The sequence below is a fragment of the Legionella yabuuchiae genome, assembly GCF_900640115.1.
GTDB classification, from domain to species: Bacteria; Pseudomonadota; Gammaproteobacteria; order Legionellales; family Legionellaceae; genus Legionella_A; species Legionella_A yabuuchiae.
Genome location: NZ_CAAAIW010000019.1, coordinates 1 through 12,164, shown reverse-complemented (window position 1 = coordinate 12,164; position 12,164 = coordinate 1). Strand labels below are relative to the sequence as shown.

Here is a 12,164-nt window from a genome sequence, read left to right as displayed (position 1 = left end):
CTCATATTGTAACTGTTCGCCCACCTCGCCTCCCAGACTTCCAGCAGTCAAGCCGCAGGAAGTCGGCAAAGAGAAAGCCGTTATCTCATATTTATTCAAAGAAATAGCTATCATGTCAATGTTCGCGCCAAGTAAAGAGCCCTTTTCCGCGCATACGAGAGCAAAACGTGCCAGTGCGCTGTTACAAATTTTAAATGACAGCACACACAGTACCTGTACTTTAAATTTTACAAATACAAAGTGATGACAAACAGCAATCAACCACAAACAAATCAACTGGTGCCAATATCTGTTTGATTTAAACAAACTTATTTAATCGCAATGTCACTTGGCTGATTCCACGTTGCTTTATTGACATCCGTACAGTTTGCAGGGGTGAAATTGCCATTCGTATCCAAATTGCAAATCGAAACTAAACCACGGTTACCGGTCTCAACGTCCCCGATATCTGTGACGTATAGCTTGTTGTTCGACACAGTAACGCCGACGAGACTCTGCCACTCTGCTCTATCAACATCGGTACAATTATCAGGGGTGAAATTGCCATTCGCATTCAAGCTGCAAATTGTAACAAAACCGGGGGTTTCGGGCGTACCGCCGCCCATATTTGCAATGTAAAGCTTGTTGTTCGACACAGTAACACCGGCTGGACTATTCCACTCTGGCCTATCAACATCCCTACAATTTTCAGGGGTGAAATTGCCATTCGCATCCAAGCTGCAAATTGAAACAAAGCCGTTAAAGCTTCCATCACCAGGACCGGCCTGATTTGCGACGTAAAGTTTGTTTTTCGACACAATAACGTCGCTGGGCTCCCGCCACGTTCCTCTACTAACATCTCTGCAATCATTTGTGAAACTGCCATCCGGATTCAGACTGCAAATTGAAACAGTACCGTAAAATGGGAAGTCGACTCCAAACATGTTTGCAACATAAAGCTTGTTGTTCGACACAGTAAGGCCTTCGGGATTACCCCATTGGTCTCTTAAAACATCCGTGCAATCATCTGAAGTAAAACGGCCGTCCGGGCTCAAACTGCAATATGAAACAAAACCGTCGCCATTATTTCCCCCCTCAAGGTTTGCGACATAAAGCGTATTCTTCCAAACGGCAACACCACTAACAAGCTGCCATGTATTGCGATCAACATCCGTACAATTTGCAGGCGTAATATTGCCATTACTATCCAAAGGGCAAATTGAAACAAAGCCATTTTCGTCTGCGCCGCCGCGTAAATTTGAGATATAGGCTTTAGTGGGCGAAAAATCTGCCACATAATTCTGGCAATTAAGTGCTGCATCACCATTGGTGCACAGCATGTACGTTAACTGTCCATCACCGGTGATAGATAAGGTTTTTGGTTGAGACGGGCTTACGGCAAAAAGACAAAACCCGCTGGATGAAGGCGTGCATTCGTGTCCTTGGTTTTGCAATTCAAACCTAGAGGATGTGATTTTAATGCCAGCACTTGGGTAATAGAAATTCACATTCGGGCGGATGGTTAAGTCGGGCTTATTTACAGTGGCATTAAATAGCAATCCTGTATTGGCTGCAACGCTTATTGAAGAGATAAATAAAATACTTAAGCTTATGATTTTCTTCATGTCCTTTTATCCTTGGTTTAAGCAATAATCGTAAAGACTAAGGCGTGGGCATTCGCATTCCCTGTGTTAAGATGATTTAAAACCTGCGGCCGTGGATTAAGTTCGCCTTCATTTAGATAAAAGTATTTATACCCCACTTCAAGCGCTGTATTATTCCATACTTGATTTAATCGAAGCCCAATACCCGCCATCGCACTGAATTCAACCTGAGTATCCCCACTAAACGTCTGATTTGGAATCGTCACACCGCCATCGATTGAGTGTTCCTGATAATCATGGGTTTTGATGAAATTAGGACCAATCCCCGCATCGACAACTAAGGCTACACGCTCATCTTGTCCTTTCCAAACTCCTTTGGCATGAGCATAAAGTGGAATATTAGTAGTTTTATATTGATAACCTAAATTCGGAAAGGTGCGTTCAAGGTAAATGAGGCCATTAACGGTTGCAGAGCTTAAATAATAGATACTTGCTCCTAAGGATACATCCATGGGTTGACGGGAAAATACATCAAAAAAATAACCCGCACCGGCTAGAAAAACAGTATCCTTTTGTTGGCTTATCGTATAGATGTTGCCGAAAGTATTGCTTATATTAACTAGCTGCTCTTGACCTTGGTGAACATCAGCACCACCTAAAGAAAGATTCAATTGCCCCTGGGGTAGATGAAATGCATACGTGGATAAACCGGAAAGAGTGAGTAAACCTAGGAGAAGAAGCTTAAATAGCTGTTTCATAAAAATTCCTTTTTTAACCGCTAATGGCGGGTTTAATCTTAATGAATTTTCGATGAAAACGCTATTAGTATTTTTCTATGTGTCGTAGAGCTATTCGCGGCCGCATTAGTGTCAAGCTGAGGGTTTTTCAAGGTCACTTTTTCTTTGGATGATTTCGGTAATTAGGATCAATTCATTAAAAGAGCATAACTTCTTTATTCAAAATACAGTTCACCGGAACCAAATTGATCTTCCGGAGCATCTATATATTTCGGCAAGTCATCATCAAAATTAACGATTCGATTTGAATACCAAACATGTCTTACAGGTTTAAAGGATTCTGGAGTGGAGCCTATAAAACAAAAATTATTCGCGTTTATCCCAATACCAGCGTGCTTACTCTGTTCGATAGAGATGCCGTAAATAAGACTATGACATGATTTGCATGAAAAGAGCTTTGCATTATTTTTAATAATTTCGTCAAGATGATCACTACCAGAAATGATATTGAAATCTGACTTAAAATAGGCAGCCGTATAGGCATAACCAGATTTATCCACATCCCGTGTAGAAAGAGCCGATATCTCACGACATTTATTACAATGACAATATTGCGTAAAAAGCGGCTCGCCTTTACAAACAAATTCAACAACACCACAGTCGCATTTTCCCTTGTGTTGTGTCATTTTATAATACCTATGTTGTTCTATTACGATAAGTTTAACATAATCAGGGAAGTTTATAACCAAGTCATGGATTGGGCGGGCAAACACCTGCTATTGGGATAACGACCCCAATAAGTAGGTTGGTTGAGGAGTGTATGGATAAACCTCCGTTCGTACAGGGTTAAAAAAACGCAACGTACACAAAAACGAACCACCAACTTTACTGTTTTGTCTCGAGATTATATAGTGAAATGTTAATAACAGATGGAATATTTGCCATACAACCTCTAATGGAGTTGGTCCATTCTTACTCAAACTAGAATTATTTTCCGTGCGATGTTAGCTGCATTGGTAGCTTTGTCTCTGGTCTGTTGTTCGCCGCGCTCTCAGGAGCCTTTGCCTGTCACGATTGGCGGACCAAAGAACATCTCGATGCTTGTGCTTGTTGCGCAGAAGCAAGGCTTCTTTGAACAACGCGGTGTCGATGTCGCCTATCAGCCATTACAAAACGGCACAATCACGTTCGAAGCTGTCAAATCCGGACAAATTGATTTAGGCATTCTCGTGGATGCAAACCTCGCCTTCATTGGGTTCGAGGGTCTGCAAGGGGTCACCGCGATTGCCTCGGTCATGGAAAAAACCGACGATAGCATCATCGCGCGCACCGACCGCGGCATTCATACGCCCGCTGATTTGCGTGGGCGACGTATTGGTTATCTGCCAGGCACTTCATCCAATATGCTACTGCGCCGTTTTGCGGAGGCAAACAATATTGATTTATCGGAAGCGACGCTGGTGGCGTTGTCGCCACCAGCCATGCAGACTGCGCTGATCAATGGCGATGTCGATGCGATTAGTGTTTGGCAACCATACGGCTTCAACGTATTATCGAAACTTGGTAACGACGGCATACGCTTCCCTAACCGCGGTGTTTATTATGCGAATGTTTTTATGGTGGCACGTGCTAATGCGTTGGCGGAAAGAACCCAGGCCTTTCAACGAGTATTGCAAGCACTCATCGACGCCGAGGCGTATGTGGCTAAGAATCCGAAAGAGAGCATTACCTTCCTTTCTGGTGCCATCGGCGTGGATCGAGAGGATCTTCGGCGCGCTTGGGGCGAATACAACATGCGGGTTCGCCTTGACACCAATGCAGATAATTCTTTGACCAACCTCGCGCATGTGATCGTTGACTCAGGGCCTAAGTTCAGTGGCCGCGACCTGCCGATTTATGAAGGGGCGGTGACGCCAGATATTCTTGTGCGTGTTGATGCCAAGCGCGTTCAGTAATGAGGCTTGGCTGGGCTGAATTGACTGGTTTTGGTTTTACAAAAAACGAATCACATTAAACATGACAAAAAGCTATTTTCTCTTATAATGGTGAATTATATATTTTTATTAATCATGCCAGATATAAATAATGCTCATCATCCAAGATCTAAAAGAAGGTGGATCGGCTAGATATCAACAGGTCTCCCACTCTTTTTCACAAGTATGTTTAATGGACTTAGATATTCCTGATTGCTTAATGGAATCATTTGGATTTAAATTTGAAAGAAATTTTAAATCTATTATTGAAATTATGGATCCAGATGAAGATATTGAAGTAGATACCTTGTTAGAGAGTGAAGATAACGCTTTGTTAGAGAAAGCTAATGCTTTTTTATTACTAACTGATAGTCAATTATTTAACGAACTTTTTGAAGATATTTCCACTCACCTGTCCAGACCTTGCTTAATTACCAGAATTTATGATCAATCAAATAAGCAAGTAGGTGTTCAAGTTTCAATAGACAATTATCTTCTATTTCAATTTAACAAGAAAGATGTGCTCGTAGCAAAAAAAACCGCATTAATACGTAGCAAATACCACGAAATATTCTCTCATGCGAACTCAGTTGGTGACTATGTCTTTTACAAAGCAAAGTCTAACCTTGACCGATGTAAAGCAATCAAAACGTTCAATGATGCGTGGCAAGATTTAGTATATATGGAAGCGGTCGTATCTAATCAATATGAAAACACTTGTGATCTTTCCCTCAATGTGAAGTCGATTATGAATTTGGACCAGTCCCGTATATTATTTGGATTTGACATATTGTACAATGACAAAGTAATTCACTCTACCTGCATGCACAAAGCACCTTTTTTTACAGATAATGTAACCGAGAAGGATTTGGAAGACAAGAAATCGCTACTGACTTGCAGGTCTAGCTTTGGAATTGCAGCAGCAATAGCCACTGTAGGGTTTTTTTCTTACAAACTGTACCAAGAAGACGTTATCAATCAATATTTTTGTAATAACACCCTGCCGAGCTAATGTAGCTACCTAATCAATTAGGATACCCTATATCCTCAAATAAGCCGCCTTCGGCGCAATCACTGGCATAATCTCAATACTTTATTTAATTATCCAGAAAGCATTCGAAAGACCATTTATACAACAAATGTCCTACGTACCGGACAAAAAACCACTGAGCTAATACGTGCCCGTGCACAATGAAATCGTGCCCGAGCCCTTGCCCGGTTTTTTAATGGGCAGAGCTCACCATTTTAATGAGCATAGATACAATTCGGAATAACAGATCTCTGGCATCACTAAGCTTCTTTGTTTCGATCAGACCTAATTTCAGACCGATATCCAATATTGCAGCACATTCAGTTGCAGATCGCTTAGCCAAACGAAAAAAGCGATGTTTTTCATGCCTAGCATACTCACCTGCGCCTTCTGCAATGTTCAGCGCTATTGATGAGGCGGCTCGTTGTAATTGATCCTCAAGATAAGCTCGACCGCGGGGCAACTCTTCTAAAATTTCATCGCTAAGCATGACGAATGCTATGGCTGCCTGATAAACGTCTAAGCGTTCATGGTCAAAACGTCTATTTTCCATGTTTTATCCATAGGTTGGGGTTGGCGTTTTTTCCATTATTCCATGATGACTGTTGTCTGCTTCAAGATAAAAAAATCTCTAACAGTCCTGCCAATATGACTTATAGAAGTGCTGCCATTTAACACAAGATCTCGTATTGTATGAGGACCGTAGCGAAAATAGCTTATAGCTTTACGGCCATGTGTCTTGATTTTGATTTCCTTTTGTTCATTTCGCCATTCACCCGTTTTGTAAGCCCCGCAATTGTGACCAACCCTAATATTATCGTAGGCGATTACACCCATTATGATGACCCCAAGTCTGTTGAGAACTTTAACAATAATGTGCTGTATCACTTTGACTTTATTGGGGATAAGTTAATTATTGGTAAGTTTTGCCAAATTGCGACTAATGTTCGCTTTATTAATGAATGGCGCCAATCATGCAACCGATGGTTTTTCCACGTTTCCATTTTGTGCATTTGGCAATGACTGGCAAGACATACCGCTAACACCTGGCTACAAAGGTAACACTGTCATCGGTAATGACGTGTGGATTGGCTATAATGCTATTATCATGCCAGGTGTGAACGTTGGTGATGGAGCGATTATTGCTTCAGGCTCGGTGGTGACTAAAGATGTCGAAGCTTACAGTGTCGTCGGCGGAAACCCTGCAAAGCTGATACGAAAGCGCTTTGATGATGAAACCATTGCAAAGCTTGTAAAACTAGCCTGGTGGGATTGGCCTTGTGATAAAATCACCGCCCATGCCAAAGCGATTGCTATGGGCAATGACAGCTTGTTTGACCAGGATTAACCTGGGAGGTAGTATTTTAGCATCCTTCTAAACTTTCGAGTCTAGGAAAGAAAAGAATTCAACCAGGACGGTGAAAATGTATAGCTTCAAGGAACTGGGTCATTCAACAGTCTGGTTTATTGGCAGCATTCGAATATTTTTTAGATTCCTAGGACATTTTTTTTCAAGTTTTTTTCGTTGCTTGGCAGGCCCCAAGTCCATAGGATGGTCAAATTTCATTAAAACAGTTTACTTGTCAGGCGCTCATTTATTGCTTCCTATTATCGTCATCAGCGCCTTACTCGGACTTTCCCTATCCCTGAGTATATTTAGTATTCTCAACGAGATAGGTCGCGGTGATAATGCATTACCCATCATGCAAAATATTGCCATTAGTAATCTAACGCCTTTGCTCATTGGAATTCTATTATCTATCCAATCTTCGCTTAATCTCATTAATGCTGATATTCATCATTTGCACCATACGCCAGATGAAGTCATGTGTGAGTTTATTATCCCCATCACCATCAGTTTGTTTGTTAATGGTATATCGCTTTATATTTATTCATTATTTACCTTTCTGGTTTCAATTTACTCAACGTTTCAATTCATCATCAATATTGATACGCGTGATCTATTGTTGCACTTAGCGAGTATCGTTTCACCTTATGATATTGTTTATTCAGTTTTTAAGCTTTTAATGTTTTGTTGTATTATCTCTTTAGTGATTGGCTACTATTATTATGAAATATCAATCCGAGAAATTTCATTGCGAACAGCCGTCTCACGAATTATGACAAGAAGTTTATTTTTTATCCTATTTTTTGGCGTCTATCTGAATATTTTTCATGAATGATGGTTAATAAGTTAAGGACAACAATGCATCGGGAACGAACATATACCTTAATAGGAATCTTTATTACCGGTGCATTTATTATTTTGATTGTGAGTGCATTCTTCTTTTATGAAACCTATCTCAAGCAGGAAATGGAAACCTATGTGATGTTCTTTAATGGCTCTCTTGAGGGCATCGATTCACGCTCTGCTATCACCTACCGTGGCGTTAAAATTGGTGAAGTATCTCGTATTGAATTAACGGAAAGCCGGCAGGGAAAAACGGTTGACGTTCCAGTCTATGTGCAATTTTTTGTAGAAAGAACCGCGGGCTTTAGACAAAATCCAATTCGATTGCTGATTGAGCAAGGCTACGTTGCTGACGTTTCTAAGCCTAATTTAATTACCGGGATTGCAAGCATTGAACTCATTCAATCTGGCGAGCCACCTAAAAACCATCGCACTTATTATAATAACTATCCAGTGTTTCCAACGACTTTAATTGTTGACAAACATACCACCATAGAGGAAACGTTAAAGGTCGCCCGAGAAACCATGGAAGAAATCCGTGAATTTGTTAAATCCGGTGAAATGCAAGATATGGTTCGATCGATTAATCAGATGAGTGACCGTGTTGAGAAGTTAGCGCATCAGTTAAATCAAAATGTAACCCCTTTTATGACACAATTTGGACAAAGCATGCAACAAGTATCTAAAGCAGCAGAATCCACAGAAAACTTCATGGATTACTTATTGAGGTATCCTGAATCATTATTGAGGGGACGCGCGTGAACCATGCTAAAACCGGTTTAATCCTAATTATTGTATCCCTTCTAATAAGTTGCAGTCGAAGCACACCACCACAACTGTATGTGCTTAATCCGATTCCCTGTTGCAACCACACGAAAGAAAAGAAATTTTCTCATTTAAAGATTGGGATAAATCCGGTTCAACTTCCCGAGTACATACAAAAACCAGAGATAACACTCCATTGCAGTAAGCACCAAGTGAAACTAGCAGAAAATCATCATTGGGCGGAGTCTCTAAAAGATAATATTGCGCGCGTCCTTAGAACTAATTTATCAACCTTGCTTCCCGGATCTGTCATTGAACAAACACCGTGGTATAGTCAACTTTCCCCAAGTTATACCCTGCAAGTCATCATTTCACTGTTTGAAACCGATGTGCATGGCAATAACATTTTTCGGGCTGAGTATTTAATTTATCAAGAACATCGTGTAGTAAAAAATGGACACCTATGTTACAAGAAAAAATTGCCTATAGTTACTCCAACATCAGTGGTTGCCGCCATGAATGAAAATATCAACCGCTTATCTCGAGAAATATCACATTCCTTTAAGACATTAAGATAATTCTGTTTTTTAAGTCAGCAATGGTCAGAGCAACTTCTGATCACCTCAGTCTATCGTCTTTTGCCTCTATAACCAATCAACTTCAAAATGCGACTGGACAACAAATAAAGGCGCCTAAAAACACGCATTTCGAAAGATCACGGGTATATAATATATTCTATAGTTTAGGGCGAGCATTATTGTCGCGTTTTCTAGCAGCTGCGTGTGTTATTTCATCTCTTTTTTTCCTAGCAGACATTTTTGACCGGCGATCCTCTAACTTTTGTTTCATTTCCAGTTGCTGTTCTCTTTGCTTAGCAATTGCTGTTTGAAATGTGTTAAGGATCTTCTCTGTCTTTTCAGCTAATTGTTGTTTAGCACTGGTTGTGTTGCGTGGTTTGCGCCAAGTCGTTGTTTGCTGCTGTGGTATCGATGGCTTCATTGCTGTTGAATTAGCTGGTTTGCTCCATGCTAGGTTGTGCTCTGTCACTTTTGGCAAGGCTGTAGAAGTCTTTTTAGATTCATTCCTAGTCTGATGATTATTAGCTACGGGTTGCGTTGATTGCCTAGAAGAAGGTAGTGGCTGCGTTGATTGCTTAGTAAAAGGTCTTGGTTGCACGTCCACTGGGTTACGTTCACCTTTCATTGTGTTACGTTCATCTTTTCTCGTGAAGGCATTAAAGAATGCCTTCACGCCACTGATGATTCCCTGTGCTGCTTTTTTTAAAAACCCTAAAATACCAGAAGTTTCTGAAACCATTGGCGATGAAGTATGTTGAGGTTGTTGAGTTTTAGTACTTAATGCGGGTGAGGGAGCAAAAGATGAAGTACGTTTGTTGTCTTTATGTAATAGCGATTCCGGTGAGTTGTCCATTTGGGTTTGAGAGGAGGTGTTTGGTTCCACTGATTCTTTCAGGTAGTCATCAAGATCGCTTTCAAGTTCTGCCTCATTACTATCGGATAATGGTTGCTGTAAGACGGAGCTTATCTGATCCAATTCATCGAGTTCGTCTGACATCTCTTCTGATATACCGTCTATATCTGCGTGCATGTCAGCTAATTCTTCATCAAAATCCGTTTGTTGAAGAGGTGTTCTATCGATGTATGATTGTACAGCTGGTTTGGTTTTAGTATTCGCTTTGAGTTGTTCTTTGTCCGCAAGCTGCCTTAGAATGTCTGCGGCTTCTTTGTTGCGTTCTTCTTCTAATGAAGCCGCTGCTTCGTTATAGGTTCTTGCGGCTAAAGGAGCAAATTTAGTAGGTGTATTACCTCTTAATCTATTTAAACGACGCTCCAGCTCCTCCAAGGAGGACGTTTCACTCTTATTGGATGGTCTGCCAGTTGCAGGTAGAGAGCTACTCGGCTTATTATAAGAGCCAGCGATTTCAGCTAATAATCTGTCAACTTCATCAGCGTCATTAGTAGCGGTTGGTCGTCCTAAAATTGCCCCCATGCCTTTATCGAGCTGATCTGTCTGTTGATCAAACGTTTCCATTACCTTATCAAAATTTTCTTGGGCATTTTTCTCTTTGATTTTTGCTAGCGATGCAAGCTTAGCTGTTTCAGTTTCTAGAGATTTTGTTAATTTTTTTCGACGCGGGTCGTTGATCTTCAGAGCGTTAAGCTGCTTTGTCATCCTCAAGATGCTAGCCGATAGTTCGTTGATTGTATCATTGTTTGGCATGTAGGATTTCTCTAGAATGCTAGGCTATATAATTAATAATAGTACATATTTTAAACATTAAGGAACTCTTACTTACCCACCCGATTTTTTTATAGCTAATTCTTGCCAGGCATTTACCTGAACAACTGAACCAATTGTTAGGATTACTGTTTGGACTCACTTTAATGATGGTCTTAGATTAAAATTTTTTTTAAAAAGCAAGTCTGTTTTTTAAAAAAATACTTTGCTATTCTCTTTGTTTATTTCTATAAATTTCTTGTCATTAAGCCTGTGGATAATTTTTTATTCAGAAGGTTAGGCTTTATAAAAATTTTAGTTTAAAAAATCATAAAACCCCAGAAAATACAACCTTCAAGCAATGTTTTTTTCATTCTGATTTATCCACAAATTCTGTGGATAAGTATGTTAGTTAATGCTTAGCATTCATGGATGACCCGAATAACTCGGATCAATTAGGTGAGGTTCAGTAAGTGAGGCTTGGCATAATATACCCGTAATCTTTCTAAATGCTAGATTTGCCCTATCGCTTTTTCCGCCAGAGCTACTTTTAGAGATTCGCAATAGAGCTCGTTATTACTTCATCTTTAAAAGCAGCTCTGCCAAATACCCGTGATCATTCAAAATACGTTATTTTAGCCGCCTTTATTTTTCAACCTGCCACATTTTAAAAAGAGTTTTTAGCGAATTAGATGTTGTTTGTTCGCAATCTGCGCGCGCTATTTTATTTGATTTTTCTGCTGTCCGAATTGATAAACAATACTTAAAACAAACTGACTTGAGCTTGGAATAAATTTCAATTCTGATCCTACATCATATGAAGCTGGGAGATTGGTTCGAGATGGAGTTCGATAGGCTGTGTAATTATATTCACCACGAATAGCAATTTGCCTTTTGATTTGATATTGAGTTCCAACTCCAATACGTCCACCCCAAAGATGCTCATTTACAGAAACATCTAAAGGAGGATTTACAATAATAAATGGGGGATTATTATTAAAAAAATTAAAGTTTGTATTTACGGCTGCTAGACGTAAAAAAATCAAACTGTTTCTAGACACATTACATCCTGGTAATAGACTAATTGCATAGCTTTCACTTACATCAGCAGATTCTCTAGTGGTATTGGATATCAGTCCAATTGGAGTTGAGGTATTTAAAGACGCAACATTGGTTTTTTTAGCAGAACTGGTGGCAGCATTTAGCTCTACCGCCAAATTATATTTCGCATTTTCAAAAAGATACCCTGCAAAAATTCCACCCTGAATACCTTGACTGTGAATAGAAGTCTCAGCAGAATAATTGCTTGGTTGGAGAGCTGAACCGATATTGAATATATGGTCACCTTTTGTCGTATAACTGTCATATCCTGTTTGTGCGCCAATATAAAAATTATTAGCTAAAACGGACGAGCTAAAACCTAAAACCCATAAACCTAGTATTCCTTTCTTCATTTTATATCCTTATAAAGTGAATAAATTTATTATCCTAACAAAATAAAATCAAGAACTATTTGCAGGAAGGCTCTGTACATGACAAAAAACCTGTCATGCCCGCGCAGGCGGGCAACCATTTCTGGTTTGGCACTGAAGTAACTTAAGATAACTCGCTGCCATAGAATGAAAATCATATAATCTCGATCGTCAA

11 protein-coding genes and 2 pseudogenes are annotated in these 12,164 nt (G+C 40.0%); 6 read left to right on the top strand and 7 right to left on the bottom strand.

Features of this window, described 5'->3' with window-relative positions:
• Positions 1-308 precede the first annotated feature (308 nt).
• From E1O47_RS08065 to E1O47_RS08055, 3 genes are all read right to left on the bottom strand, one after another.
• The gene (locus tag E1O47_RS08065; protein ID WP_133130754.1) at positions 309-1,604 is read right to left on the bottom strand and encodes an NHL repeat-containing protein; all 1,296 of its coding nucleotides are present in this window, start codon (positions 1,602-1,604) and stop codon (positions 309-311) included.
• Positions 1,605-1,621: 17 nt separating this feature from the next.
• Positions 1,622-2,341, bottom strand: a complete 720-nt coding sequence (locus E1O47_RS08060) for a hypothetical protein (RefSeq protein ID WP_133130753.1) — start codon at positions 2,339-2,341, stop codon at positions 1,622-1,624.
• Between the two features lie 194 nt (positions 2,342-2,535).
• Positions 2,536-3,006 (bottom strand): GFA family protein, encoded by a 471-nt coding sequence (locus E1O47_RS08055; RefSeq protein WP_133130752.1) that lies wholly within the window; start codon positions 3,004-3,006, stop codon positions 2,536-2,538.
• A gap of 375 nt (positions 3,007-3,381) precedes the next feature.
• Between E1O47_RS08055 and E1O47_RS08050 the strand changes: the two genes are divergently transcribed.
• Both E1O47_RS08050 and E1O47_RS08045 read left to right on the top strand, forming a co-directional pair.
• Positions 3,382-4,275 carry an ABC transporter substrate-binding protein gene (locus E1O47_RS08050; RefSeq protein ID WP_165475081.1) on the top strand — a complete coding sequence of 298 codons (894 nt, stop codon included), beginning with the start codon at positions 3,382-3,384 and terminating at the stop codon, positions 4,273-4,275.
• A gap of 211 nt (positions 4,276-4,486) precedes the next feature.
• A complete protein-coding gene (locus E1O47_RS08045) occupies positions 4,487-5,305 on the top strand; it encodes a hypothetical protein (RefSeq protein ID WP_133130750.1) in 819 nt (272 codons plus the stop codon).
• A 211-nt stretch (positions 5,306-5,516) separates the two neighbouring features.
• Here E1O47_RS08045 and E1O47_RS08035 read toward each other — a convergent pair whose 3' ends face one another.
• On the bottom strand, positions 5,517-5,876 hold the full coding sequence (locus E1O47_RS08035) for a four helix bundle protein (protein WP_133130749.1): 360 nt from the start codon (positions 5,874-5,876) through the stop codon (positions 5,517-5,519).
• 35 nt (positions 5,877-5,911) lie between these two features.
• Positions 5,912-6,118 (bottom strand): annotated as a pseudogene (locus tag E1O47_RS12720) (hypothetical protein); the annotation flags it as partial.
• On the opposite strand from E1O47_RS12720, the pseudogene E1O47_RS12605 reads away from it, so the two are divergent.
• The 4 genes and pseudogenes from E1O47_RS12605 (at position 6,056) to E1O47_RS08015 (ending at position 8,857) form a co-directional block, all read left to right on the top strand.
• Positions 6,056-6,671 (top strand): annotated as a pseudogene (locus E1O47_RS12605) (CatB-related O-acetyltransferase). The pseudogenes E1O47_RS12720 and E1O47_RS12605 sit on opposite strands and share 63 nt — an antisense overlap.
• A 76-nt stretch (positions 6,672-6,747) precedes the next feature.
• A complete protein-coding gene (locus tag E1O47_RS08025) occupies positions 6,748-7,506 on the top strand; it encodes an ABC transporter permease (RefSeq protein WP_133130748.1) in 759 nt (252 codons plus the stop codon).
• Positions 7,507-7,529: 23 nt separating this feature from the next.
• Positions 7,530-8,276 carry an MlaD family protein gene (locus E1O47_RS08020; RefSeq protein ID WP_133130747.1) on the top strand — a complete coding sequence of 249 codons (747 nt, stop codon included), beginning with the start codon at positions 7,530-7,532 and terminating at the stop codon, positions 8,274-8,276.
• Complete coding sequence (locus E1O47_RS08015; protein ID WP_165475079.1) at positions 8,273-8,857, top strand: PqiC family protein; 585 nt, start codon at positions 8,273-8,275, stop codon at positions 8,855-8,857. The genes E1O47_RS08020 and E1O47_RS08015 overlap by 4 nt, the downstream gene beginning before the upstream one ends.
• Positions 8,858-9,014: 157 nt before the next feature.
• Here the strand turns inward: E1O47_RS08015 and E1O47_RS08010 are convergent, their stop codons facing one another.
• Positions 9,015-10,472: a hypothetical protein gene (locus E1O47_RS08010; protein ID WP_133130745.1), complete on the bottom strand. Its 1,458-nt coding sequence runs from the start codon at positions 10,470-10,472 to the stop codon at positions 9,015-9,017.
• Between the two features lie 764 nt (positions 10,473-11,236).
• Positions 11,237-11,971: an outer membrane protein gene (locus E1O47_RS08005; protein WP_133130744.1), complete on the bottom strand. Its 735-nt coding sequence runs from the start codon at positions 11,969-11,971 to the stop codon at positions 11,237-11,239.
• Positions 11,972-12,164: the final 193 nt, after the last annotated feature.